Origin of the sequence: Micromonospora thermarum, from assembly GCF_012034245.1 — a bacterium.
Taxonomy (GTDB): Bacteria; Actinomycetota; Actinomycetes; order Mycobacteriales; family Micromonosporaceae; genus Micromonospora; species Micromonospora thermarum.
This window is the reverse complement of sequence record NZ_JAATEO010000023.1, coordinates 17879-42431: the sequence shown is the minus strand read 5'-3', so window position 1 is coordinate 42431 and position 24553 is coordinate 17879. Positions and strand designations below refer to the sequence as shown.

Here is a 24553-nt window from a genome sequence, read left to right as displayed (position 1 = left end):
ACCCACAGCAGAGAGGGAGCATCGTCGTGCGCATTTCGCAGAGACTCGCCGCGCTCGGACTCACGGCCGCGGCCGTGACGGCGGGGACCATGGTCCATGCCGCACCGGCGCAGGCCGCGCTCTACGGCGGGCAGTGCGGCTCCGGTTACGGCGTCGTCAACCTGATCGACCTTCCCGACAACCGGGGCACGGTGTACCTGACCTACAACTCGTCCTCCGGCCGGAACTGCGTCGTCACCGTACGGGAGAGGCCCGGCACCGCCACGCTCATGGAGGCCTACCTGCGCCGTTCCGGCACCTCGTCCTGGACCAAGGACAGCGGCAACTTCACGACCTACGCGGGGCCGGTGTACGTGTCGGCGGCGGGCTCGTGCGTCGACTGGGGCGGCACCATCGGCACCGCCTCCAGGACCCGCTACGGCACCAACTGCGGCTGACCCGACCGACAGACCCGACTGACAGCAGGGAGATGCACATGAAGCTCGTCAGGACCACGGCCGCGACCGTCGCCGTCACCGCCGCCGTGACGGCCGGAGCGTTGGCCGCGGCGACCCCGGCGTACGCGGCCACCTACGGCGGCGAGTGCGGGTCCGGCTACGGCGTCGTGAACTCCGCCGCGATCGGCTCCAAGGGGACCGTGTTCCTCACCTACAACGCGGCCACGGGCAAGAACTGCGTGGTCGCCAAGCGGAACACGGCCGGCTCGGCGGTGCTCGTCGAGGCGGGCCTGGCGGTTCACCCGGTCGGAAACCACTGGACGGCCTACGACGGCGGCTACTACCGGTCCTACGCCGGTCCGATCTACCTGTCCGCGGCGGACAGGTGTGTGGACTGGATGGGCCGCATCAGCGGCACCGAGGGCGGCAAGCGCGGCACCAACTGCGGCTGACCCGCCGATGGCCAGGTAGATCGCTTCCCGGCCACCGGACGACCGACATGGTGTCCGTGGGCGAGGAGTAGCGCGAGGGGACGAAGCCCTGCCGGCGGGACCCGGCAGGGCTTCGCCGCCTCACCGTGCGGATCGGAGCCCTCGGACCGCTGTGGGGGAGATACCGGCCGGCGCGGCGGTCACGGGCGACCGACCCGTACGTCCAGGAAGACCGGACGCTTGAGCGGGAAGAGCGTGCGTCCCTGCTCGTCGGCCATCTTCCAGTAGATCTTGCAGCGACCCGGTGTGCGGGGCGTCCGGACGGTCACCGCGATGTCCACGGCCTCTCCCGGCCTCGTCTGCGGGATGGCGACGGCCTTCGGCGCCTGGCAGGGATCGTCGTTCACCCGCGCCAGGAAGCGGTTGGCCCAGGGCACGGTGCCCGTGTTGCGGATCCTCCAGACCTTCGTGAACGAGGAGTCGGGCGGCACCAGAGACCCGTCGGGATAGGTGATGTCGCCTTCGAACCGGGAGTCGTCATGGTCGGGCGAGGCGGCGACCGTCGGTGCCACACCCGCATCCCGCTCACCCGCCCGCCGATCGAGCATGACGAGCCCGAGACCGGCACCGGTGAGGACAGCCGTGGCCGCGGCGACGCCGGCGATGCCGATGCGTCGACGGCGCATCGGGCCGGGCTTCTCGATCTCGCTGGTCCCGGACGGTGGCGTCCCCTCGGAAGCCGTGGACGTCTCCGCCGCCCGGGGCGGTTCCGGCACCGTGTCGGCCCCCGGCGCGGTGTCCGCCGAGTGCTCGCCAGCCTTGGCCCGCATCCAGCGTTCCCGCCACTCCTTCTCAGTGGCCTGCGGGTCGTGGCCCAGCCGGTCGACGGCGAGAACTCGTACGAACTCCCAGGTCGTCTCCCAACTGGGAAGATTCCGGCCCTGCGCCGCGGCGGCCAGCGACGACTTCGAGGCCGCGGCGCCGAGCCGCACCGACATCTCCTCGTACGAGGGATCGCCCGCCTCCTGCTTCAACCGCCACAGTCGGTCGGCGAAGGCGCCCACCGCGCCGGAACCGGAATCGGGACGTGTCGGCCGTCGTCCCCGCCGTCGCGGCACCCGATCCTGGTCCTGCGTTTCCTTCTCCATTTCCCCCACCTCGTCAGAACCGAGCAGGCAAGCGCGGCCGGCGCGTGGGCCACCATATCCGTACGGTGATTTCCTTTCTCGACCCGCAGAGCGACTGCGGCGGACAAAAGCAGAGGTCACGCCTTTTCGCCGATTCCACCGGTCCTGGACGCGATACGGGTCCGTCTCGCGCCGGAGACCCTGACGCGCGACGCGAAAACACTCGTGAGCTGCGGCGAATTGGATCACCGCCATCCGGCGCGACGTCATACGAGATTTTCACCACTCGATCGGTCCGACGTCGGCGGCACCCAATCTCCGTGCCTTCATCGGGTGCTACCGACCGTGGTGTCCTTCGCGACCACGGTGCCGATGTGGCGGATCTACCTCCGCCGGGCCGGGGCGGTGTTTCCCGCGGCCATCGAGGCCATTCCCGACCCGGCCCGCCTCGGTCGGGCAGCGATCTACACCCACCTGGTCATGGTGACCGGCATTCTCGCGACCGGCGTCTCCCACGCACTGATGATCGCCGCCGGCGCCCAGGCCGTCGTCCTGGCCGGGGTGGCGGTGTGGGGCGCGACGCACGAGAGGAGACACCCGGGCGAGGCGGCCTCGCCACCGTCGCGCTGACCAGCCACGCCATGCCGACCTACCCCGATCCGTAGTCGCTGATCTCCGCCCCGGCCCGGTGCCCTCTCCCCCACCATGACCTGAGGGGGCGAAATGAGGAATCTCCACCGCCCGTGCGGGCGGTGAGTCCGGACCGGCGCCGGGCTGCCGCGACAGCGGAGCCGGGGCTGCGCCGGCCGGTCGCGCCCATGCTCGCCGTGCCGGTCGATGCCGTGCCCGACGGCCCGAGCCTGATCCATGAGCCGAAATGGGACGGGTGGCGCGCCATCGTCTTCCGCGAGCACGACGGGGTGTACGTCCAGTCGCGAGCCGGCCGGAACCTGACCACCTACTTCCCGGACATCACCCGGGTCGTTCGGGCCGCCCTCCCGCCGGGCGTGGTCCTCGACGGCGAGCTGATCGTGTGGGACCGCGGGCGGACGAACTTCGCGCAGCTGCAGCGGCGCGTCAGTGCCGGGCGCGGCCTCCTGCGCCTGACCCGCGAGTGCCCGGCGCACTACGTGCTGTTCGACCTGCTGGCGGACGCCGACGGGCAGGTGGTCCTGGACCTGCCGCTGTCCGAGCGGCGGGCCCGCCTCGAGCGGCTGCTCGCCGGCGCGCCGGCCCCACTCACGCTCACACCGCGGACCACCGACATGAGGCAGGTGGCGGACTGGCTGGTCCAGTGGACCGTCGCGGCGGGAATCGAGGGGGTGGTGAGCAAGCGACGCGACGGGCGGTACGAGCCGGGCCGCCGTGGCTGGTGGAAGTACCGCACCCACATCACCACGGAGGCGATCGTCGGCGGCGTCACCGGCAGCATCCACGACCCGGACAGCGCCCTGCTGGCCCGGTTCGACCGACACGGCCACCTCAGGTACACCGGCCGGACCCACCCGCTGACCGACGCCCAGCGAACCGAGCTCGCGGAGATGCTGTCCCCGGTGCGGCCCCCACGACGCGGTGCCGTCGCCCACCCGTGGCCGGAACCGCTGCCGGCCTCGTGGTCGGGCCAGCTGGAACGCCCGGAGCCGCTGCCGTACGTCCAGGTGGACCCGACCGTGGTGGTGGAGATCGACGCGGACGTCGCCTTCGAGCACCAGCGGTGGCGACACCGCGTGAGGTACGCCCGCGCCCGCCCGGACGTGGCGGTCCACGACGTGCCGCTGCTGCTCGGGGAGGAGGAAGGCTACTTCGGGGAGCAGTAGAACGCGACGGGTGCCGGCCCTGAGTCGGGCAACCCCAGGTGCCGGTCGAACAAATCGGTGTTACCGGACGACGCCGAACTTTCTTGACTAGCGTGGGTGCGGAGCCGGTCAGCGGAGAGCTGCTCCAGCCGTGTGGCCGGACGGCCCGGGTGCGCAGGGGCTGGCGGTGACCACCGATGGCTGGAGGCGATGCCGGTGACGATGGAAGCGGAGCGCACGCTGCGCGCGGAGGACGTCAGCCACCTGGCGGAGGTCGCCGCCCAGTTGCGGGTGGACGCGATCCGGTGCAGCACGAAGGCCGGGTCCGGTCATCCGACCTCGAGCCTGTCGGCCGCCGACCTGCTCGCCGTACTGATCTCCCGGCACCTGCGGTACGACTGGGCGGACCCGGATGGTCGCGCCAACGACCACCTGATCTTCTCCAAGGGCCACGCCTCCCCGCTGCTGTACGCGGTCTTCAAGGCCGTCGGTGCGATCACCGACCAGGAGCTGGTCGACACGTACCGCCAGTTCGGGTCACGCCTGCAGGGACACCCCACGCCGGCGCTGCCCTGGGTCGACGTCGCCACCGGTTCGCTCGGGCAGGGACTGCCCGTCGGCGTCGGGATCGCGCTGGCCGGCCAGTACCTCGACCAGCTGCCGTTCCACGTGTGGGTGCTCTGCGGGGACAGCGAGACGGCCGAGGGTTCCGTCTGGGAAGCCCTGGACAAGGCCGGCCACTACGGACTGCGCAACCTCACCGCGATCGTCGACGTGAACCGGTTCGGGCAACGCGGTGAGACCGAGCTGGCCTGGGACCTGGACACCTACCGGCGACGGGTCGAGGCGTTCGGCTGCCAGGCGATCGTCGTCGACGGCCACGACCTGGCGGCCATCGACGACGCGCTGGGCCGGGCCCGGCAGGCAACCGGCCCCACCGTGGTGCTCGCGCGGACCCTCAAGGGCAAGGGGGTGCCCGACATCGAGAACCAGCCGGGCTGGCACGGCAAGCCGATGAAACCCGAGGCGGCCGAGCAGGCCGTCGAGGCCCTCGGCGGGGTACGCCAGATTCGTGTCACCGGGCCGCGGCCCGAGCTGGTCCCGCCCGCCACCACCACCGGCGGGCCGCCGGAGCTGCCGCGCTACGACCGAGGCGCGAAGGTGGCCACCCGGAACGCGTACGGCGACGCGCTGCGCGCGCTGGGCTCGCGGCCGGACGTGGTCGCGCTGGACGGCGAGGTCAGCGACTCCACCCGCGCCGACCGGTTCGCCGAGGCGTACCCCGACCGGTTCTTCGAGATGTTCATTTCTGAACAGCAGATGGTCGCCGCGGCGGTCGGGCTGCAGGTGCGCGGCTACCGGCCCTTCGCCTCGACCTTCGCGGCGTTCCTCTCCCGCGCGTACGACTTCATCCGGATGGCCGCCATCTCCCGCGCCGACATCGCCCTGTCCGGGTCCCACGCCGGCGTGGAGATCGGGGCGGACGGCCCGTCGCAGATGGGGCTGGAGGACCTGGCGGCGATGCGCGCCATCCACGGCTCCACCGTCCTCTATCCCAGTGACGCCGTGTCCTGCGTCGCGCTGGTCGCCCAGATGGTCGACTGCAAGGGCATCACCTACGTGCGCACCACCCGGGGCGCGCACCCCGTGCTCTACGACAACGACGAGTCCTTCCCGATCGGCGGTAGCAAGCAGGTGCGCGGCGGCGACGACGACCACGTCGCGCTCATCGGCGCCGGGGTGACGGTGCACAACTGCCTCGCCGCCGCCGACGAACTGGCGGGCGAGGGCATCAACGCCCGGGTCATCGACCTGTACTCGGTCAAGCCCCTGGACTCGGACCGGTTGCTGGACGCCGTCCGGGACACCGGCGGCCGGCTGGTGGTCGTCGAGGACCACTACCCGCAGGGCGGCCTCGGCTCCGCCGTTCTCGAGTCGCTGGCCGACCTCGCCGTGCCCGCGCAGGTGACCCGGCTGGCGGTACGCGGACTGCCCACGTCCGGGACGCCGACCGAGCTGATGGACCAGGCAGGCATCGGCGTGACCGCCATCGTCGAGGCGACGCGCGCCCTGCTGGCCCGTACGCGCTGACCGCCGGTGCCCGCGCGGTTCCCGGCGGTCGCCGTGCCCGTTGTTCCGTGTCCCGACGGGAGAGGGCCGGGTCCGCGTGGCGGCCCGGCCCTCTCCCGTCGCGCGTACGGTCAGAGAAGGCCGTCGGTGATGCCCAGCGCCCCGCCGGTCGAGGCGGACGCCTCGCCGTGGACGCCGGTGTCACCGTAGACGTGGCCGCTCACGCCCGCGTCGACGCCGCCGGTGACGCCGGAGATGACTCCGTCCACCTGGCCCGTGACGCCGCCCACGGTGGACGGCACGTCGACCGGAGGGACCAGGCCGCCGGTGCCGTCGTCGAGGCCGAGCCCGCCCAGGGTGCTGTCGACACCGAGCGAGGCGACGACGCCCTCCACCTGGCCGTGAGTACCAGCGAGGGGGCCGCCGAGCAGGCCGTCGGGGGCGCCGAGCAGACCGGAGTCGGTGGCACCCAGCAGCGAGTCCGGGTTGGCGACCGTGGTGGTGACATCCCCGACCGCCGGGGCGGAGGCGGTCTCCACCGCGCCCACCACGTCCGCGTCGAGCGTGTACGCCACGTCGTGCACCCCGGTCAGGTCGGTGGCGAGGCCGTCCGGCCCGACGCCCACGCCGATCCCCGGCAGCACGTACGCCCCTGCCGCCACGGCGCTCGGGTCCACGGCGATCGCGCCCAGGGTGCCGGCCGCGACACCCACCCCGCTGTCCGAGCTGCTGACACTGATCTGCTGCGTGACGTTCTGCAACTGGCTGACCACGTCGGTGGCGTCGCTCACCAGCGGCCCGAAGCCGAGCTGACCGGTCGCCGAGGTGACCGTGGAGACGCCGTACGCCGGGACGTGGTCGACCACCAGCGGGACGACCTCCTGCACGTCCGCGGCGGTGATGTCGGTGAGCCCCGCCGCCAGGAGCTCGCCCTGCGGGTCGAGCTCGAAGGCCGTCCGGGCGGCGGGCTCGGTGAGCAGGTTGAGCACGAAGTCGTGCAGGGTCTGGTGCCCCTCCGCGTGCACCGTCTGGTGCGCGTCCACGTGCACCGTCTGGTGCGCGTCCACGTGCGGGGCCTGCTGCGTATCCGCCTGCACACTCTGGTGCGAATCCGCGTGCAGGGTCTGGTACGAGTCCATGTGCGGGTACTCCTCCGGGAACGGCCATCGAGCGTTGACAGCGACGCTATGGCCGACGCGGGGACGGCACATCGGGGATGCGCCCGCAACACTGCCGACCCGATCAGGGCCTGCACCGCTCGCGACGTTAGGGAGGACGGGGATCCGTCCACCGGGGACAGGTCCCGCGGCCCCCGGGTCGATCCTGCCGGCGATAGGGGCCATAGGGGGTGCGCCCCCGGGGCGTCCCTCATCGACCCGGGGCGTCGTCCGTTGCCGTCACACCGTCGGCGGAGCCTTGGGAGAGGAGAGCACGCTGCGGAGCTGCCTGCGTGAGCTGACTCCCAGCTTGGCGAACACGTTGCCGAGGTGCCACTCCACGGTGCGGGGGCTGATGAACATCTGGGCGGCGATCTCGGAGTTGGTGTGTCCGTCCCTGGCCAGCCTGGCGATCTGGGCCTCCTGGCTGGTGAGTTCGGTGGCCGTTCCGGCCGTCCGCTTGCGCACGGTTTCCCCGGTCGCCAGAAGCTCCCTGCGGGCGCGCTCGGCGAGACCGTCGGCTCCCATCCGGCTGAACGCCTCGTAGGCGCAGCGCAGCTGCGTACGGCTCTCCTGCCGGCGGTTCTGGCGACGCAGCCACTCGCCGTACAGCAGATGCGCCCGGGCCAGGTGGACGGCGACTCGACAGCGTCCGAGGCGCTCGATCGCCTCCCGGTACAGCGCATCGGCAACCTGGTCGTCGCTCAGGAGCGCCCGTGAGCAGGCCTCCACGCCCAGGGCCCACTCGGTTCCGCTCGCGCGGGTGCGTACGGTGAGCTTGTCCAGCGCCGCCCCGGCGGCCTCCGGCTGACCGCTGCGGGCGGCCGCCTCGATCAGTTCGACCAGTGCCCACCCGAAGAAGCCCAGATCCTCGTACTGGCATGCGCGGGTCGCGGCTGCCAGCGCTGTTTCATAGCGGCCGAGGCCGTTGTACAGCGCCGCGGTTGCGTAGTGGGCGAGGCTGACCGTTCGCCCCTCACCCCAGGCACCCACCTCGTCGATGGTCCTCTCGATGAGGGCCATCGCCTCGGATTCCTCTGCCCGCCAGGCACTGAGGACCAGTGACGTGTACATCATGGGTGCGCCGCCCGTCGCCTCCGAGATCGCTGTCGCTTCGTCGATCAGCGCCGACGCGGTACGGAACTCTCCCGCGAAAACGTGGTAGCCCGCCTTGTAGGTCAGTGCCACGGGGAGGACGGAGAGCGCACCGGTGTCGCGGGCGATACGGACGGCGGCGCTCGCCATCTCGTGCCACGCGTCGTCGTCCCACAGTTCCGGCACCAGCGGCTCGGGTATCACCCGGAACGCCAGCCACAGCCACCGGCTGTCCGCATCCGGCGCGCCGCTCTCCTGCTCCCGACGGACGACGTGCAGCGCACGCTGGAGAGCGTCGACGCCGGCGGCGTGGCCATCGATGACGAGGCCGGCCATGCTGTCCAGAAGGACGTCGACCGCCCGTGGCGGGGTCGGCGGCGGGGGTCCGGCGCGGGCTGCCTCGGCGACCTCCCGCTGCCCGGGCCCGTCGCTGAGCCGGCCGGCGAAGATCGCCGCGCCGAACGCTTCCAGCAGCGTGTCACGGGCAAGGGCACCGTCGAGGGGTGCGAGCCGGTGTGCGGCGTCGAGCAGAAGCCGCGGTGCGTCGCGGCAGCGTAGCCGGGAGAACACCAGCCGGGCTCGCAGCCGCTCGAGTCGGGCCCGCCGCAGGTCGTCGAGTGGGCCCGCCTCCGCGACCGCCAGCAGGTTCTCGGCCTGTTCCGCCCCGCCGGCGTCGATGTCGAGCTGAGCGGCGGCCAGTGCCCGGGTGACGCGTCGCGCGGGATCGGGCGTCAGCTCCGCCGCCCGCCGCAGGAACGAGGCGGCGGCGGCTCCACCCCTGCCCTGAGCCCGGTCAGCAGAGCGTTCCAGGTCGGCGGCGACGCCCTCGTCCGGTCCGGTGGCGGCCTGAGCGAGATGCCACGCCCTGCGGTCAGGATCGAGCTGGGGATCGGTGGCCTGCGCCAACGCTCGGTGCGCCGCCCGGCGATCCGGCGGGGGCGTCCGTTGGTAGACGGCGGAGCGCACCAGCGGGTGGCGGAAGCGTACCCTGGCGCCGAACTCGACCAGTCCACTGCTCTCGGCCGGGAGTGCGGCATCCATCGGGATGGCCTGGAGACCGGCTGCGCGCCACAGCAGGCCACCGTCTCCGGTCGGCTCGGCCGCGGCGGTCACCATCAGCCGCTGACTGTCTGGCGGCAGCGCGAGGAACTGCTGGTAGAAGGCATTCTCGAGGTGGTTCGCCACGGGGTGCCTGCCGGGAAGCCAGAACCCGCCCGCCAGCTCAGCGGGCGCGAGGGCGTGCGGCAGCTGCAGCAGGGCCATCGGGTTGCCGTGAGCCTCGGCGACGATCCGGTCCCGCACCAGCGGGTCGAGCGGCGCGGGGCAGGCCGACGCCAGGAGGGCACGCGCGTCCGGCTCGCTGAGCCCCTCGACGAGCAGTTCCGGCAGACCGGCCAGCTCGCGAGCGCGCTCCCGCAGGGCGAAGATCAAAGCGACCGGTTCGGCCATCAACCGCCGGGCGACAAACGCCAGCACCTGCATGGACTCGTCGTCGAGCCACTGCGCGTCGTCGACGAGGCAGGCCAACGGCCGGTCCTCGGCGGCGCCGGCCAGCAGACCGAGCACCGCCAGGCCCACGAGGAAACGGTTGGGCGCCTCGCCCTCCCGCAGCCCGAACGCGACGGACAACGCGTCGCGCTGCGGTCCGGGCAGCTCATGGAGCCGACCCAGCATCGGCGCGCAGAGCTGATGGAGGACCGCGAACGGAAGCTCCATCTCCGACTCGGTGCCCGCGATGGCGACCGTACGGAACCCGGCCGCCCGGCCGACTGCGTAGTTCAGCAACGCGGTCTTGCCGATCCCCGCCTCCCCGCGGAGGACCAGGACGGCGCTGCTACCGGCCCGCGCTGTGGCCAGCAGCCGATCCAGCGCGGCCAGCTCCGGGCCCCGGCCCCGCAGTTCGACCCGCGTGTCGATGGCGGGCACCCCCATGAGTCGATCTTCCTGGTCGTTGCGTGGCAGCCGGTGCGACCAATACGGTCATTTTAATCAAATCGGGGTCGGCCGCGCCGCGTGCAAACCACAACGGGCGACCCCACCCCGCAGGGCCGGCCGGGTCGTAACCGCCCCTTGTTTCACATTCCCGGCGCGGAATTGCCCCAGACCACACCTGACGCGACCGAAGGTCGCCGGCTCCGGCGCGAACGGCGCGACCCCGGGGTCCGGCCACGGGACCGAACCCGTGGGTTTCCCTGGGGCGACACACCCCCGCCTTGGCGATCGTGGACGGGCACCCGAGATGCGCCCGGCGAAAAGTGGCCGACGTGCCATTCGCCGCGGTAGAGGGCACAAGGCCCATCTCGATCTTCAATCACACGGGAAGGAACCCGCATGTCTGCCACACGGGGAACGCCAGCGATCCGGCCGTTCACGGTCGAGGTCCCTGATGCGGAGCTCAAGGAGCTGCGAGAGCGCATCCTGGCCACGCGCTGGCCCGAGAAGGAGACCGTCGACGACCAGTCGCAGGGCCCGCAGCTCGCCACGATGCAGGAACTCGCGCGCTACTGGGCCGAGGAGTACGACTGGCGCAAGGTCGAGGCGCGGCTGAACTCGTTCCCGCAGTTCATCACCGAGATCGACGGACTGGACATCCACTTCGTCCACGTTCGTTCGAAGCACGAGAACGCCCTGCCGCTCATCGTCGCGCACGGCTGGCCGGGCTCGATCATCGAACAGCTGAAGATCATCGAGCCGCTGACCGATCCCACCGCACACGGTGGCAGCGCGGAGGACGCCTTCCATGTGGTGATCCCGTCGATGCCCGGCTACGGGTACTCGGGCAAGCCGACGACGACCGGCTGGGGCCCGGACCGTATCGGTCGCGCCTGGGTGAAGCTGATGAAGCGGCTCGGCTACGACCGGTTCGTGGCGCAGGGCGGCGACTGGGGCGCGATCGTCGTGGACCTCATGGCCGCCGAGGCACCCGAGGGGCTGCTCGGCATCCACACCAACATGGCCGGCGTGGTCCCGGCCGAGATCGACAACCTGTTCCACAAGAACATCATCGGGGCGGCCAACGCACTCGAGTCGCTGCCGGCCGGTCTCTCACCCGAGGAGCGGCAGGCGTGCGAGCAGCTCGACTTCGTGTGGAAGCACGTCACCTACGCCCTGCAGATGGCGGCTCGCCCGCAGACGCTGACCGGGTTGGCGGATTCGCCGGTCTTCCTGGCGGCGTGGATGTGCGACCATGACGCGGCGAGCCTGGCGCTGATCTCCCGGACGTTCGCCGGTGTGCCCGAGGGCCTGACGCGGGACGACGTCCTCGACAACATCACCCACTTCTGGCTGACGAACTCGGGGGTCTCCGCGGCGCGACTCTACGCGGAGAACCCGTACTCGTTCTTCGGCGTCAAGGGCACCACGATCCCGGTCGCCGTGAGCGTCTTCCCCGACGAGCTCTACCAGGCTCCGAAGAGCTGGGCCGAGAAGGCGTACCCCAACCTGATCCACTACAACCGGCTCGACAAGGGCGGCCACTTCGCGGCATGGGAGCAGCCGCGGCTGCTCGTGGAAGAGGTGCGTGCCGGCCTCCGGTCGCTCCGCTAGACACCGCGCCCGACGGTCTGAACACGTTCCAGCTGGGCGGGGCGGCCGAGTGGCTCGACGAGTCCCTCGGCCGCCCCGAGCTGCGACACAACCCGGTTGGTACGCCCGAGGCTGCGTTGGCGTCCTGTTCGTACCATGGCGCCCTAGGTGTGGGAGGTCGTCATGTCAGTTGGGAAGCGGGCGACAAGGCCGTGGCTTCCGCCACGCTGGTTCATCCGTCTGGCCTGGTCGGTGCACCGGGGCCTGTACCGGGTCTTTCGCGGTCGGGTTGGCCTGTGGCGGCCACGCGCCAACGGCTGGGGCGCTCTCCGGCTGACCACCACCGGGCGCCGCAGCGGCCAGCAGCGAAGCGTCATCCTCGGGTATTTCGAGGACGGGCCGAACCTGGTCACGCTGGCGATGAACGGGTGGGGTGCGGGTGAGCCCGCCTGGTGGCTCAACCTGCAGACGCATCCGGACGCGACCGTCGATCTGGTCGACGGGCAGCGGCCGGTACGTGGGCGTGCCGCGACCGGCGACGAGCGGTCGCGGCTGTGGGCCCGCTGGGGCGAGATCGACACGAACCTCGACGGCTACGCGGCGTTGCGGTCGTCCGAGACCGCGGTGGTGGTCCTGGAGCCGAGGCCCGGAGCGTCGGACACGTTGCCGGGAAACTGATCGGCCAACGACCCACCATCGTCGCAGTGGGGACCCGATCTGAAGGGGCGCTTCCCTACGCCCGTTGCCCCGCTACGACAACTACTCCTCCTCGGCGAACACGACCTCGCGGCGCTTGCGAATCGTCGGGAGGACGGCGACGACGAGCGCTGCCACGGCCACGGCGAGGAGCACCGCGGAGATCGGTCGGGTCAGGAAGACCGACGCGTCGCCGCGGGAGATGATGAGCGCGCGCCGCAGGTTCTCCTCGAGCAGCGGGCCGAGGACGAAGCCGAGCAGCAGGGGCGCCGGCTCGCAGCCGCACTTGATCAGGACGTAACCCAACAGCCCGAAGAACACGATCGCGTAGACGTCGTACGGGTTGAAGCTCAGCGAGTACGTGCCGATCGCGGCGAATAGAATGATCATCGGAAACAGCACCTGGTACGGGATGCGCAGCATGCGCACCCACACGCCGATCAGCGGCAGGTTCAGCAGCACGAGCAGCAGGTTGCCGATCCACATCGACGCGATCAGGCCCCAGAACAGGGCCGGCTCGTCCTCGATCACGTTCGGGCCCGGCGTGATGCCGTGGACGATGAACGCGCCGACCATCAGCGCCATCACCGGGTGGGCGGGCAGACCCAGGGTGAGCAGCGGGATGAACGACGTCTGCGCGGCGGCGTTGTTCGCCGACTCGGGGCCGGCGACGCCCTCGATCGCGCCGTGCCCGAACTCCTGCTGCCGCTTCGAGATCCGCTTCTCGACCGCGTACGAGGTGAACGAGGCCAGCACGTGGCCACCGCCGGGCAGCACTCCGAGCGCCGCGCCGAGACCGGTGCCGCGCAGGATCGGGGCGACGATCCGGCGCCGGTCCTCCCGGGTCGGCCAGAGGTTCTTCACCTTGCCCACGATGGCCGTGCGGGCCTGCTCGTTCTCCAGGTTGCGCAGGATCTCCGCCACCCCGAACATGCCGACGGCCACCGACACGAAGTCGATGCCGCCGTACAGTTCGCGCTGGTCGAACACGAACCGGGGCGTGCCGGTGTAGATGTCCTGGCCGACCGTGCCGAACAGGATGCCGAGCGCGATCATCGCCAGCGCCTTGAGCGCCGAGCCACGGGCCAGCGCGATCGACACGATCAGGCCGAACAGCACCAGCGAGAAGTAGTCGGCCGGGCCGAACTTCAACGCGACGCTGGCCAGCGGCGGGGCCGCGACCGCCAGCGCGACGGTGGCCAGGGTGCCCGCGACGAAGGACCCGATCGCCGCGGCGGCCAGCGCCGGGCCGGCCCGGCCCTGCCGGGCCATCTCGTGACCGTCGAGCGCGGTGACCGCCGCCGACGACTCACCGGGCAGGTTGATCAGGATGGCCGTCGTCGAGCCGCCGTACTGCGCGCCGTAGTAGATGCCGGCCAGCATGATCAGCGCCGTCACCGGCTCGAAGTTGAACGTGATCGGCAGCAGCATCGCCACCGTCGCCGTCGGTCCGATGCCGGGCAGCACGCCGACCGCCGTCCCGAGCAGCACGCCCACGAAGCAGTAGAGGACGTTCTGGACCAGGAGAGCGGTCGAGAAGCCCAGTACGAGGTTGTCGAGAAGTTCCATGCCCCAATCCGGATGGCCGCCGCGTCAGAACGAAAGCCAGGGGCCCCACAGCGGGATCCGCAGCTGGAGTCCGACGACGAAGATGAGCGTGCTGGCCACGGTGAGCGCGGCGGCCACGGCCAGGGCCGTGGGCAACCGCACCTGCCGGCTGGCCAGGGTGGTGAGGAGGGCGGTCACCGCCGCCGTCGGCACGAAGCCGAGGCCCCGGAAGCTGTATCCGAAGAACACGAGCGCGACCACGATGACGCCGACCGCACGCCAGGGGACCGGCCCGAACTCGACCACCTCGCCGGCGATGAGCCCCTTGACGACGATCGCCAGGCCCAGGGCGGCCACGGTCGCGCCGACCAGCAGCGGAAAGGCGCCGGGGCCCATCCGCAGCGGGGTGCCCAGCTCGTAGCTGAGCGACCCCACCACGAATGCGCCACCGATGAGGATGAAGATTCCTCCGGCGAGGACGTCCGGGAAGGACCGTCGGCGTTCCACCTCAGGAGGCCTCGACCCCGGCGTCGGCGATGATCTTCGCCCAGGTGCCGAGCTGTTCCTCGAGCTTGGTGCGGTGTGCCTGCGGAGTGGCGTCCTCCGCCGGGACCGGCGCGGTGCCCAGCTTGGCCATCTGGTCGATCACCGCCTGGTCGGCCAGCGCCGCCTTCAGCGCCTCGGACAGCTTCTGGACGACGTCCTGCGGCGTGCCCTTCGGGGCGTAGAGGCCGTGCCAGACGCTGACCTGGAGCTGGGGCAGCCCCGCTTCGGCCGTGGTGGGCAGGTCGGGCAGGCTCTTCACCCGTTCCGGGGTGGTGACCGCGTACGCCTTGACCTTGCCCCCGGAGATCTGGCCGCTGGTGTTGGTCGTCTGGTCGCACATGAAGTCGACCTGGCCGCCGACCAGGTCGGTCAGCGCGGGGCCGGTCCCCTCGTACGGGACCTCCTGGAGCTTGACACCGGCGGCGCTCTGGAACAGCAGGCCGCACAGGTGGGACGCGGCGCCGATGCCGGCGTTGGCGAGGGTGACCTTGTTGGCGTTCGCCTTCACGTGGGTCACGAGGTCCTGGAGCGTCGCGGGCGGGAAGTCCTTGCGGGCGACGATCGTCATCGGCACCTCGGTGACGAGCCCGACCATCTCGAAGTCCTCGAGCGGCTTGTAGCCCAGGTTCTTGTAGAGGGCGGGCGCCGTGGACATGCCGATGTGGTGCATGAGCACGGTGTAGCCGTCGGCCTCGGCCCGCGCGACCTCGCCGGCGCCGACCGTGCCACCCGCGCCCTCGACGTTCTGTACGACTATCTTGGCGCCCAGCTTCGCGGCCATCGGCTCGGCGATCATCCGGGTGACGGTGTCCGTCGGGCCGCCGGCGCTGAAGGGTACGACGAACGTGATGTTCTGGTCCGGGTAGTTCCCGGCGTCGCCTCCGGTGCCACCGCCGCCGTTGCCGGAGCAGGCGGCCAGGAGCGAAACGGCGCCGATCACGGCGATCATCCGAGCGACGGCCCGGTGCCTGGTCGTTGTCATGTCGGGGCCTCCTCGTCAGCGCACGCGCATTCGTCCGTGGGATGCGCGGCCTCAGTCTCGGCCGACCGGGACGCGGATGGTGTCAGAGGAATCCCAAGGAATGCGCCGGATGTCAGAGGAATCCCAAGAACTCAAGGGCTACCACGAGCGTCGATCCGAGCCGTACAATCCGCCGGTATGCGGATCACCGTCATCGAGGATGACGACCGCGTGGCGCGGGGTCTGGTGACCGTCCTGGCCCAGGCGGGCTTCGAGGTCCACCGCATCGCCACCGCCGCGGAGGCCGTGCGTGCCGCGCCGTCCGATGTCGTCCTCGTCGACCTGGGTCTGCCCGACGGCGACGGCCTCGACGTGATCCGCAAGCTGCGTGACCGCCCGGAGACCGCCGTCATCGCGGTGACCGCGCGATCGGAGGAGCACGAGCGGGTCCGTGGCCTGCGGGCCGGCGCCGACGACTACATCGTGAAGCCGTTCGGCGTCCCGGAGCTGCTGGCCCGGATCGACGCCGTCCTGCGGCGCACCCGGGCCGCCCGTGCCCTGAGCCACCCGGACGAGCCGCTCCTCCTCGGCCCGATACGGATCGTCGTCGGCACCCGCGAGGTCACCGTCGCCGGCACGCCCGTGCCGTTGACCCGCAAGGAGTACGAGCTGCTCCTGCTGCTGGCCCGGCGGGCGCCCAACGTGGTGAGCCGCGACGTCATCCTCGACCAGATCTGGGGCGCGACGTGGGAGTCGTCGAGTCGCACCCTGGACACCCACATCGCGGCGTTGCGGCACAAGCTGGGGCCGGACGTGGTCATCCGCACGATCCACGGGGTCGGCTATCGGCTCCTGGCCGACCAGCCGGAGCTGATCGGCTGAGCGCCGTGCACCGCCGTCTGCTCGTCGTCCTGGTACCCCTCGCGGTGCTGCTCGTCGCGGCGCTCGGGGTACCGCTCAGCGTCACCGTTGCCGAGCGGGAGATGCAGGAGACGTACGTCGACCAGCTCAACGACGTCGGCCGGTTCGCGTCGCTGGCCGACACCGCGCTGTCGACCGGGCGGACCGAGGCGCTGCAACTGGAACTGACGCGCTACCACGAGCTCTACGGCATCCCGGTCGCGGTCATCGACACGTCGGGCACGGTGCTGCTCGGACCGGCCGGCGCGTACCAGGAGGCGGCGCGCGCCGAGCCGGCGTTGCCCCGGATCGTGACCGCGGCGCTGGCCGGGGCGAGATCCGAGCCGTCCTGGGAGTGGGCGCCGTGGAACGACTCCGCCCTCGTGGTGGCCGAGCCGGTGGGCCGGGACAGTGAGGTCGTCGGTGCCGTCGTGACGATCTCCGACCTGTCGAAGACGCGCGAACGCATCCTCGTACGCTGGGCCCGGCTCGCCGGGCTCGGGCTGCTGCCGCTGCTCGCGCTCGCGGCCGTCGCGTGGCCGGTGTCGGCGTGGGTGCTGCGGCCGGTGCGGAAGCTGGACGCGGCGACCTCGCGGATCTCCGCGGGCGACCTGACGATCCGGGCGGACGCGGAGGCCGGACCGGTCGAGCTGCGGCGGCTGGCGGAGTCGTTCAACACCATGATGGACGCCGTCGAGAACGCCGTGCAGCGGCAGCGGGCGTTCGTGTCCGACGCGTCGCACCAGTTGCGCAACCCGCTGACCAGCCTCCGGCTCGCGGTGGAGAGCCTGGAACCGCATCTGCGGCCGGAGAGTGACGGGCGACAGGTGTACGACATCGCCGTCGACGAGCTGAAGGCGATGCAGCGGATGTTGAACTCGCTCCAGGCCAGTGCGCGGATGGAGAGCATGCGGACGGCGTCGCCGGTGGATCTCGACGCGGTGCTGGCGACCCGGGTGGAGCGGTGGCGGGCGTTGACGGCGACGGCGGGGCAGACACTGGCGGTCGACGTGCCGCCGGGGCTGCGGCTGCTGGAGCCGCCGGGCGGACTGGGCAGCGTCCTGGACGAGCTGATCAGCAACGCGTTGCGGCTGTCGGAGGCGCGGCTGGTGGAGGTGACCGCCCGGGTCGTCCCCGACGATGCGGGCGCCGGGCACGGCGGCGCGTCCGCGGCCGGAGGCGTGGTCACGATCGCTGTCCGGGACGACGGCCAGGGGATCGACGTGTCCGAGCGGCCCCAGGCGCTCCGGCGGTTCTGGCGGTCGCCCCGGCACCAGAACGTGTCCGGGACCGGCCTGGGCCTGGCGATCTGCGCCGACCTGGTCGGGGCCGCCGGGGGCGAGCTGCGGCTGGAGGACGGCCTGCCGCGTCCGGACGGGGCCGGGCACGGCTTCGCCGCGGTGGTCGCGTTGCCCGCCGTTCCGCGGGTGGTGTCGTCGTCCGGCGACGCGGTTCCGTCGCCGGTCTGAGGAACCCCGTCGCTGGCGTGCCGCTGCCTCGGGTCAGCGCTTGCGGTCGCGGAACCAGGCGGCCGCGCCCGGATGGAGCGGGATCGCCGCGGTGGAGATCGCGGTACGCACGTTGATCTGCCACCCGGGTACGGCTTCGGCGTCGCCCCGGCTGGCGGAGGTGATCGTGCCCGTGTTCCGGAAGATCGTGTCGGTGATGGCGTAGACCAGGTCGTCGGGCAGGTCGTTGCGCACGAGGAGCACGTTCGGCACAGCGACGGTGCGGGTGGCCGGGACGCCGGTGTAGGCGGTCGCCGGGATCATGGCCGGAGTGTAGGGACCGGGGTACGCGGTGAAGAGCGGTTCCGCCTGCGCGTCCAACGGGATCAGCCGGATCGGGTGCCGCTGCGCCAACTCCGTGACGGCGGGCGTCGGGACGCCGGTCAGCGAAAACATCGCGTCGATCTCACCGGCGCGCAGTGCCGCCGCCGACTCGGCCTGGCTGAGGTACCGACCATCGACGTTCACCCGGCCGAGCTTCAGAACCCGCAGCGACGTGAACTCCGTGCCGGAGTCGCGGGCACCGAGGGATACGCGCCTGCCCTGAAGGTCCCGGAACTCGTCGATCGCCGAACCGGCCATGACCACGAGGTGCAGGTGACTGTCGTAGAGCCGGCAGATCGCCGAGAGCCCCCCGGGCACGCTGCCGTCGGTGGTGATCAGCGCGTCCAGGCTCGTCAGCCCGAGGTGCACCTCGCCGGCCCGCAGCATCCGGATGTTGTCGGTGGACGCCCCGCTCGGCACGGTGGTCACCGTGGCACCCGGCACCTGCTCGGAGATGTGTTCGGCCAGCGCGCCGCCGATCCGCCGGTACACCGCCCCCGCCGGCCCGGTCGCCAGTCGCAGGTGGACCTCGTCGACCTCGGGCTGCCGGGAGCAACCGACGAGCAGCCCTCCGGCGGCCAGGAGCACCGCCCGCCGGCTGAACCGTCCGTCCAGGTCCAGCACCATGCCGAGATGATACGGACGGCGGCATCGGTGGGGGTACGACAATCGGGGTGTATCTCCGACGACGGGGCGAGGCGCGACGGCGTCTCCGTGGTCAGTCGTCGTTTCTGACGCGGATGATGATCTTCCCGGGCGCTCGGGGAGCGTCGGGTCCGAATGCGGCCACCGCCTCCGACAGGGGCCGGACGGCTCCGACGTTCGGGGTGAGTCGCCCGTCGCGCAGTCGCGTGGCCAGTTCGGTGAGTTGGGCGCGGTCGGCTTCGACGACGAAGAACATCGCGCGACCGTTCTGCGGCTGGACCTCCGGTGGGCCGGCGATGGTGACGAGCGTGCCGCCGGGCCGCACAAGTGCGGTGGAGCGGTCGCGGATGTCGCCGCCGATCACGTCGAAGACCACGTCGACCGGTCCGACGTCCTCCAGATTCTCGTTCTGGAGGTCGACGAACGCGTCGACGCCCAGCTTCAGCGCGGTGTCCCGGTCCCGTGCGCGGCCGGTGCCGATCACTCGTGCTCCCGCCTCGCGGGCGAGCTGGACCGCGAGGGAGCCGACACCACCCGCGGCACCGTGGATCAGGACAGTCTGCCCCGGTTCGATGCGGGCGTGGACGAAGAGTGCCTGCCACGCGGTCAGTCCGGAGATCACCGCGGCGGTAGCCACGGTGTGGTCCACGTCCGCGGGCAGCGGGGCGAGGTTGCGGGCCTCCACGGCCACGTACTCGGCCAGCGAGCCGTTGCGCGTCCAGTCGGTCAGACCGAACACCCGCTGCCCGACGCTGAGCCCGGTGGTGCCGTAGCCCAGCTCGGTCACGACGCCGGACACCTCGTGCCCGGGAACGGAGGGGGTGCGGTCCCGCCCGGCGCGGTCGGTCCAGGTCCCCGGCCAGGTCAACTCCCCGGGAGTGAACCCTGCCGCGTGCACGCGCACCATGACCTCGTTCTCCGCCAGGTGCGGGTACGGCAACTCGGTCAGGGTCAGTCCGGCCGGTCCGGCCTCTCGATCCCGCACAGTGATCGCTTGCACGACAGCTCCCCTCGCTGCGAGGTCCGTGCGGCACCGTCCTCCCGATGGGCTCCGCTCCGCCCCATCCTCTCCCGGTGCCCCCGCCAGGCGGGGCAGGACCGGCGATCTCGGCTCCCGTCGTAGGCTGCGTCTCGCACGTGATGCACGGGAGGCTGAGGTGGCTGTCGCGGTGTGCGCCCCGATTCCGTGCGGAGCTGAACCCGCCGGCAGTTGTACTGGCTCCCCCGATGGCTGCCCATCGCTGGCTGACACGCGGCAACTCCGACGCGACCTGGCCAGTAGGTGGACTTGACAGCGGACCGCGCTCCGGCCGCGGCGATGTGAACAATGTAACCAACATGGACTAGACGCCGGTCAATCTTGTTAGGATTCCACATTTCTTCATGCCGCGACCATTGAAGAAGGGGTCCGTCCAAATGAAAATCGTGGACACCGCGCGCTATCCACTGGCCGACCCGGGAAGCGACGCATGGGAACGCGTCGTTTCCCAAACGCGCACCGAACTGCGCGAACTCGGGTGCAGCGTGCTGCCGGAGTTCATTCTGCCGAGCAGCTGGGAGGCGCTGCGGCAGGAAGGCGCCGGGGTCGCCCCGCTGGCGTACTACGACGTTGAGGAGACCAACGTCTACAACATCGCGTTCGACGACGACCTGCCGGCCGAGCACCCGGGCCGCATCGTCATGCAGCGCGGCAACGCGTTCGTCCCGCGCGACCGGATCCCCACCGACAGTGTCATCCACCGGCTCTACACCGACCCGTCGTTCGTGCGCTTCGTCGCCGCCTGCTTCGAACTCCCGAAGCTGTACGAGCTCGCCGACCCGCTGTCCGGCCTGGTGCTCAACGTCGTGCGGCCCGGCATGGAGCACCCGTGGCACTTCGACACCAACGAGTTCACCGTCAGCATGTTGACCCAGGAGCCGGAGGAGGGCGGCGTCTTCGAGTACTGCCCGAACATCCGTTCAGCGGACGCGGAGAACTTCGACGCCGTCCGTTCGGTGCTCACCGGGGCCGACCGCTCGCCGGTGCGGGCCCTGACCCTGCGCCCCGGTGACCTCCAGCTGTTCAAGGGCCGGTACGCGCTGCACCGGGTTAGCGCGGTGCGCGGCGCCACCGCCCGGCACTCAGCGATCTTCGCCTACTCCGAACGCCCCGGCGTGATGGGCAGCGTCGCCCGTACGCGGCAGCTGTTCGGCCGGGTCCTGCCCGCGCACCACGACGCCGAGCGCAATGCCGTGCGAGTCGACCAGTTGCTGGACTAGTAATCGCGAGGAGCCGCCCCCGTGCGTTTCGACCGGACCGGAAAAGTTTCCCTCGACGGCATCTACACGCAACCCGATCCCCGCGCCTATTTCACCACCCTGCGTGAGCTCGACTATTACATTCCCCAACTCGCCAAGCCCTATTTCCAGCAGATCATCGGGCAGTACCGCCAATCGCGGCAGGTGGCCGTCCCGACCGTCGTCGACATCGGCTGCTCCTACGGCGTCAACGCGGCCCTGCTGCGCTGCGACGCCACCATGGACGACCTGTACGACCGCTACGCCGGCGCCGAGTGCACCCGCCAAGCGCTGCTGGAGCGCGATCGTGAGCTGGTCCGGGCGCACCGGTTCCCGGCCCGGTTCGTGGGGCTGGACGTGTCCCGGCCGGCGCTGGGGTACGCATCGGCCGCCGGCTTCCTCGACGACGCCGTGCAGGCCGACCTGGAGGCGCGCGAACCCACGGCGCGGCAGCGCGCCCTGCTCGCCGGCGCCGACATCGTGATCTCCACCGGATGCCTCGGCTACGTCACCGGCAGGACGCTCGTGCGCGTGGTCGGCTCCCGCCGGGACCGGCTGCCGTGGATGGCGCATTTCGCGCTGCGGATGTTCCCGTTCGAACCGATCGCCGACAGCCTCGCGGCCCTCGGTTACGACACGATGCGGGTGAACCGGACGTTCCGGCAGCGCCGTTTCGCGTCCGACCGGGAACAGCGGCAGGTGCTGGAGACGATGTCCGCCGCCGGCGTCGATCCGGAGGGCCTGGAGAACGACGGGTGGTTGTACGCTCAGCTCTACGTCTCCCGGCCCATCGGCACCCCCGACCCCTTGACCTTTGACGATGACCAGTCACTGACTCAGAAGGCCGCCCGATGAGCAGCGAATTCCAGGGAGACCGAGCGAGCACGTTCCACAACGAGGACACGCTGCCGCGGGTGCCGTTGCCCGCGCTGGAGGACACCTGCGCCCGGTTCCTCGAGTGGTGTGCGCCGCTGCTGACGCAGGAAGAGTTCGCCGACACCGAGGCCGCCGTGCGGGAGTTCGGGCGGGCCGACGGTCCGGGGCCGAAGCTGCACGCCGATCTGGTGCGGTACAACGCGGATCCGGCCACGCACAGCTGGCTGGACACGTTCTGGCCGGCGCGCTATCTCGGTCGCCGGGACCGGATCGCGTTGAACGCCAACTTCATCTTCCTGTTCCGCGACACGCCGTTGCGCGGGTTCGCCGAGCCGCAGGTGGAGCGCGCGGCGAGGCTCATCGCCGCCGCCGTGAACTACAAGATCCAGCTCGACGACGAGCGCATCCCGCCGATCGTGACGCGCGGGCAGCCGTTGTCGATGGAGCAGAACAAGTTCCTGTTCTCGACCACCCGCATCCCAGGGCCGGTGCAGGACACCGTCCGAGCGCCGTACAGCGACGAGATGCCGGGCCCGTCGACGGCGCGGCACATCGTGGTGTTCCAGCGCGGCAACGCGTTCCGGATGCACGTGGTCGGCCCGGGCGGGCGCCCGTACTCCCTCGACGACCTGGCGGCCGGCCTGCGTGAGGTGCAGAAGGCCGGTGCCGCGCGGGCCGCGACGGCCACCGCGGCCGGTCATCTCACCACCATGGCCCGGGCCGAGTGGGCGGCGGCCAGGGACCGGCTGGCGGCACTGGATCCCGGCAACGCCGCGGCGCTGGACACCATCGAGACGGCGCTGTTCTGCGTGTGCCTGGAGGACCTGACGCCGGACGACGACCTGGCGGCCTGCGACCAGTTGCTGCACGGCGACAGCGGCAACCGGTGGTTCGACAAGGCGGTGTCCCTCATCGTGTTCGCCGACGGCACGGCCGGCATCAACGTCGAGCACTGCGGGCTGGACGGCACCACCATTCTCAGCTTCGTCGACACCATGCTCGCCGCCTCGCCGGAGGAGCACGCCGCGCAGTCGGGTGCGACGGCGCAGGGGGTGCCGACGATCGAGCCGGTCACGTTCGTGCTCGACGACGCGCTGCGGGCCGACATCGCCGCCGCGGCACGGTCGTTCGCCCAATACGGCGCGGACACCGCCACCGTGACCCTGTCCTTCGACGAGTTCGGGGTGGACGAGGTCAAGCGGCTGCGGATGTCGCCGGACGCGTTCGTGCAGATGGCATACCAGCTCGCGCACAAGCGGGCCAAGGGCTTCATCGGCACCACGTACGAGTCCATCGCCACCCGCCAGTACCTGCGGGGGCGGACCGAGGCGATGCGCGTCGTCACGCCCGAGGTGCTGCGGTTCGCGTCCACGATGGACGATCCCGCCGCGTCACCCGACGAGCGGCGGGTGGCGTTCCGGGCCGCGGCCGACAAGCATGTCGAACGGGCGAAGCAGTGCCAAGCCGGTGCGGCACCGGAGCAGCACCTGTGGGAGCTGCAGCTGATCCAGAAGCGGCGTGGGGCGGCGCTCGGCGTGCCCGAGGCGTCCCGGCTGTACGAGACGCCGGGGTGGCTCACGATGCGCGACGACTACCTGAGCACCAGCTCGGCGCCGTCGACCAGCATCCGCTACTTCGGGTTCGGGGCCACCAGCAGCCGCTGCATCGGGATCGCGTACGTGCTGCTGCCGGACCGGTTCAACCTGTACCTCAGCACCCCGCGCCCGGTCGCCGGCATGATGTACGCGTTCGCCGACCGGCTCCGCGAAGCGTTGCGTGAGCTGCGCGACCTGCTCGACGAGCGGTAGCCCCGGTCACGGGTCCGCCGTCGGCCGCTCGATCTCCGCGATCTGGTGTCGGCGTGGCGGCGGACCCGGTCCCGCAGGACGTCCCAGGTCTCGACGGCGGGCCCGCGATCGTTCGCCCCGACGGTCCGCCGAGCGACCGGCGCGCCGGCAGCCCGGCGAGTCGGGTTAGCCTGCGGTCATGGGGAGCGCCGAACTGGATGAGTTGGTCGTCGGGGACGCCGAGGCGCTGCGGGCGTGGTTGTCGGCCAACCATGCTACGTCGCCCGGCGTCTGGCTCGCTCTGACCAGGAAAGGCGGCACAGCCACCACGCTGACCTGGCAGCAGGCGGTCGACGAGGCACTGTGCTTCGGCTGGATCGACGGGCAGGCCCGTAAACGGGATCAGGAGACCTCCTGGATCCGGTTCACCCCTCGCCGGCCCCGCAGTTCCTGGTCACAACGCAATGTCGCCCACGTGGCCCGGCTGGAGGCGCAGGGGCGGATGATGCCCCCGGGCCGCGCCGCGGTGGAAGCCGCGAAGGCGGACGGGCGGTGGGCGAGCGCCTACGCCCCGCCGTCGGAAGCCGAGGTACCGGCCGACCTGCTCGCCGCCATCGCCGCCGACCCCGCCGCGCAGGCCATGTTCGACGTACTCACCAAGACCAACCGGTTCGCCCTCATTTACCGCCTCAACGCCGTCAAACGGGCGCAGACCCGCGAGCGGAAGATCGGCGAGTTCGTCGCCATGCTGGCCCGTCACGAGACGATCTACCCGCAGAAGGCCAAGCCTCCGAACTCACCGCAATCGGCATCCTCATGATCAAGTGCAGTGATCTGCCGCTGATCG

The 24553-nt window shown here is 71.3% G+C and carries 21 protein-coding genes; 13 read left to right on the top strand and 8 right to left on the bottom strand.

What is annotated here, in order from left to right:
* The first annotated feature begins 26 nt into the window (after positions 1–26).
* Together HCJ94_RS20525 and HCJ94_RS20520 are read left to right on the top strand one after the other, a co-directional pair.
* On the top strand, positions 27–437 hold the full coding sequence (locus HCJ94_RS20525) for a spore-associated protein A (RefSeq protein WP_205801613.1): 411 nt from the start codon (positions 27–29) through the stop codon (positions 435–437).
* 38 nt (positions 438–475) lie between these two features.
* A complete protein-coding gene (locus HCJ94_RS20520; protein ID WP_168002655.1) occupies positions 476–889 on the top strand; it encodes a spore-associated protein A in 414 nt (137 codons plus the stop codon).
* A 179-nt stretch (positions 890–1068) separates the two neighbouring features.
* Here the strand turns inward: HCJ94_RS20520 and HCJ94_RS20515 are convergent, their stop codons facing one another.
* The gene (locus HCJ94_RS20515; RefSeq protein ID WP_168002654.1) at positions 1069–2016 is read right to left on the bottom strand and encodes an NBR1-Ig-like domain-containing protein; all 948 of its coding nucleotides are present in this window, start codon (positions 2014–2016) and stop codon (positions 1069–1071) included.
* Between the two features lie 324 nt (positions 2017–2340).
* Here HCJ94_RS20515 and HCJ94_RS20510 point away from each other — a divergent pair, with 324 nt between their 5' ends.
* From HCJ94_RS20510 to HCJ94_RS20500, 3 genes are all read left to right on the top strand, one after another.
* A complete protein-coding gene (locus HCJ94_RS20510; RefSeq protein ID WP_168002653.1) occupies positions 2341–2625 on the top strand; it encodes a hypothetical protein in 285 nt (94 codons plus the stop codon).
* 122 nt (positions 2626–2747) lie between these two features.
* Entirely contained in the window at positions 2748–3812 is a 1065-nt protein-coding gene (locus HCJ94_RS20505) for an ATP-dependent DNA ligase (protein ID WP_309227355.1), read from the top strand.
* A gap of 201 nt (positions 3813–4013) precedes the next feature.
* Positions 4014–5882 (top strand): transketolase, encoded by a 1869-nt coding sequence (locus HCJ94_RS20500; protein ID WP_168002708.1) that lies wholly within the window; start codon positions 4014–4016, stop codon positions 5880–5882.
* Positions 5883–5992: 110 nt separating this feature from the next.
* On the opposite strand, the gene HCJ94_RS20495 is transcribed toward HCJ94_RS20500, so the two are convergent.
* Both HCJ94_RS20495 and HCJ94_RS20490 read right to left on the bottom strand, forming a co-directional pair.
* Positions 5993–7000: an IniB N-terminal domain-containing protein gene (locus HCJ94_RS20495; protein ID WP_168002652.1), complete on the bottom strand. Its 1008-nt coding sequence runs from the start codon at positions 6998–7000 to the stop codon at positions 5993–5995.
* A gap of 258 nt (positions 7001–7258) precedes the next feature.
* Positions 7259–10045: a helix-turn-helix transcriptional regulator gene (locus HCJ94_RS20490; protein WP_168002651.1), complete on the bottom strand. Its 2787-nt coding sequence runs from the start codon at positions 10043–10045 to the stop codon at positions 7259–7261.
* Positions 10046–10444: 399 nt separating this feature from the next.
* Between HCJ94_RS20490 and HCJ94_RS20485 the strand changes: the two genes are divergently transcribed.
* Together HCJ94_RS20485 and HCJ94_RS20480 are read left to right on the top strand one after the other, a co-directional pair.
* The gene (locus tag HCJ94_RS20485) at positions 10445–11659 is read left to right on the top strand and encodes an epoxide hydrolase family protein (RefSeq protein WP_168002650.1); all 1215 of its coding nucleotides are present in this window, start codon (positions 10445–10447) and stop codon (positions 11657–11659) included.
* A gap of 162 nt (positions 11660–11821) precedes the next feature.
* Complete coding sequence (locus HCJ94_RS20480) at positions 11822–12316, top strand: nitroreductase/quinone reductase family protein (protein ID WP_168002649.1); 495 nt, start codon at positions 11822–11824, stop codon at positions 12314–12316.
* An 81-nt stretch (positions 12317–12397) separates the two neighbouring features.
* Here the strand turns inward: HCJ94_RS20480 and HCJ94_RS20475 are convergent, their stop codons facing one another.
* Genes HCJ94_RS20475 through HCJ94_RS20465 form a run of 3 tightly spaced genes read right to left on the bottom strand, consistent with a single transcriptional unit; the run spans position 12398 to position 15410 of the window.
* A complete protein-coding gene (locus tag HCJ94_RS20475) occupies positions 12398–13903 on the bottom strand; it encodes a tripartite tricarboxylate transporter permease (RefSeq protein WP_168002648.1) in 1506 nt (501 codons plus the stop codon).
* 24 nt (positions 13904–13927) lie between these two features.
* Positions 13928–14389, bottom strand: a complete 462-nt coding sequence (locus HCJ94_RS20470) for a tripartite tricarboxylate transporter TctB family protein (protein ID WP_168002647.1) — start codon at positions 14387–14389, stop codon at positions 13928–13930.
* A gap of 1 nt (position 14390) precedes the next feature.
* Positions 14391–15410, bottom strand: a complete 1020-nt coding sequence (locus tag HCJ94_RS20465; protein ID WP_205801610.1) for a tripartite tricarboxylate transporter substrate-binding protein — start codon at positions 15408–15410, stop codon at positions 14391–14393.
* A gap of 177 nt (positions 15411–15587) precedes the next feature.
* On the opposite strand from HCJ94_RS20465, the gene HCJ94_RS20460 reads away from it, so the two are divergent.
* Both HCJ94_RS20460 and HCJ94_RS20455 read left to right on the top strand, forming a co-directional pair.
* The gene (locus HCJ94_RS20460; protein WP_168002646.1) at positions 15588–16271 is read left to right on the top strand and encodes a response regulator transcription factor; all 684 of its coding nucleotides are present in this window, start codon (positions 15588–15590) and stop codon (positions 16269–16271) included.
* 5 nt (positions 16272–16276) lie between these two features.
* The gene (locus HCJ94_RS20455) at positions 16277–17758 is read left to right on the top strand and encodes a sensor histidine kinase (RefSeq protein WP_168002645.1); all 1482 of its coding nucleotides are present in this window, start codon (positions 16277–16279) and stop codon (positions 17756–17758) included.
* Positions 17759–17791: 33 nt separating this feature from the next.
* Here the strand turns inward: HCJ94_RS20455 and HCJ94_RS20450 are convergent, their stop codons facing one another.
* Both HCJ94_RS20450 and HCJ94_RS20445 read right to left on the bottom strand, forming a co-directional pair.
* A complete protein-coding gene (locus HCJ94_RS20450) occupies positions 17792–18748 on the bottom strand; it encodes a TAXI family TRAP transporter solute-binding subunit (RefSeq protein ID WP_168002644.1) in 957 nt (318 codons plus the stop codon).
* Between the two features lie 91 nt (positions 18749–18839).
* Positions 18840–19766, bottom strand: a complete 927-nt coding sequence (locus HCJ94_RS20445) for an NADP-dependent oxidoreductase (RefSeq protein ID WP_168002643.1) — start codon at positions 19764–19766, stop codon at positions 18840–18842.
* A 416-nt stretch (positions 19767–20182) separates the two neighbouring features.
* On the opposite strand from HCJ94_RS20445, the gene HCJ94_RS20440 reads away from it, so the two are divergent.
* The 4 genes from HCJ94_RS20440 (at position 20183) to HCJ94_RS20425 (ending at position 24526) form a co-directional block, all read left to right on the top strand.
* The gene (locus tag HCJ94_RS20440; RefSeq protein WP_168002642.1) at positions 20183–21025 is read left to right on the top strand and encodes a HalD/BesD family halogenase; all 843 of its coding nucleotides are present in this window, start codon (positions 20183–20185) and stop codon (positions 21023–21025) included.
* A 21-nt stretch (positions 21026–21046) separates the two neighbouring features.
* Complete coding sequence (locus HCJ94_RS20435; protein WP_168002641.1) at positions 21047–21898, top strand: class I SAM-dependent methyltransferase; 852 nt, start codon at positions 21047–21049, stop codon at positions 21896–21898.
* Positions 21895–23727, top strand: a complete 1833-nt coding sequence (locus tag HCJ94_RS20430) for a choline/carnitine O-acyltransferase (protein ID WP_168002640.1) — start codon at positions 21895–21897, stop codon at positions 23725–23727. The genes HCJ94_RS20435 and HCJ94_RS20430 overlap by 4 nt, the downstream gene beginning before the upstream one ends.
* A gap of 178 nt (positions 23728–23905) precedes the next feature.
* Positions 23906–24526, top strand: a complete 621-nt coding sequence (locus tag HCJ94_RS20425; protein ID WP_168002639.1) for a YdeI/OmpD-associated family protein — start codon at positions 23906–23908, stop codon at positions 24524–24526.
* Positions 24527–24553: the final 27 nt, after the last annotated feature.

What these genes read in the sequence shown, in the direction of transcription:
- HCJ94_RS20520 (WP_168002655.1), top strand. Translation starts at nt 476, where the DNA reads ATGAAGCTCGTCAGGACCACGGCCGCGACCGTCGCCGTCACCGCCGCC.
- HCJ94_RS20430 (WP_168002640.1), top strand. Translation starts at nt 21,895, where the DNA reads ATGAGCAGCGAATTCCAGGGAGACCGAGCGAGCACGTTCCACAACGAG.
- HCJ94_RS20440 (WP_168002642.1), top strand. Translation starts at nt 20,183, where the DNA reads ATGAAAATCGTGGACACCGCGCGCTATCCACTGGCCGACCCGGGAAGC.
- HCJ94_RS20490 (WP_168002651.1), bottom strand. Translation starts at nt 10,045, where the DNA reads ATGGGGGTGCCCGCCATCGACACGCGGGTCGAACTGCGGGGCCGGGGC.
- HCJ94_RS20425 (WP_168002639.1), top strand. Translation starts at nt 23,906, where the DNA reads ATGGGGAGCGCCGAACTGGATGAGTTGGTCGTCGGGGACGCCGAGGCG.
- HCJ94_RS20515 (WP_168002654.1), bottom strand. Translation starts at nt 2,016, where the DNA reads ATGGAGAAGGAAACGCAGGACCAGGATCGGGTGCCGCGACGGCGGGGA.
- HCJ94_RS20475 (WP_168002648.1), bottom strand. Translation starts at nt 13,903, where the DNA reads ATGGAACTTCTCGACAACCTCGTACTGGGCTTCTCGACCGCTCTCCTG.
- HCJ94_RS20495 (WP_168002652.1), bottom strand. Translation starts at nt 7,000, where the DNA reads ATGGACTCGTACCAGACCCTGCACGCGGATTCGCACCAGAGTGTGCAG.
- HCJ94_RS20485 (WP_168002650.1), top strand. Translation starts at nt 10,445, where the DNA reads ATGTCTGCCACACGGGGAACGCCAGCGATCCGGCCGTTCACGGTCGAG.
- HCJ94_RS20450 (WP_168002644.1), bottom strand. Translation starts at nt 18,748, where the DNA reads ATGGTGCTGGACCTGGACGGACGGTTCAGCCGGCGGGCGGTGCTCCTG.
- HCJ94_RS20480 (WP_168002649.1), top strand. Translation starts at nt 11,822, where the DNA reads ATGTCAGTTGGGAAGCGGGCGACAAGGCCGTGGCTTCCGCCACGCTGG.
- HCJ94_RS20465 (WP_205801610.1), bottom strand. Translation starts at nt 15,410, where the DNA reads ATGACAACGACCAGGCACCGGGCCGTCGCTCGGATGATCGCCGTGATC.
- HCJ94_RS20500 (WP_168002708.1), top strand. Translation starts at nt 4,014, where the DNA reads ATGGAAGCGGAGCGCACGCTGCGCGCGGAGGACGTCAGCCACCTGGCG.
- HCJ94_RS20460 (WP_168002646.1), top strand. Translation starts at nt 15,588, where the DNA reads ATGCGGATCACCGTCATCGAGGATGACGACCGCGTGGCGCGGGGTCTG.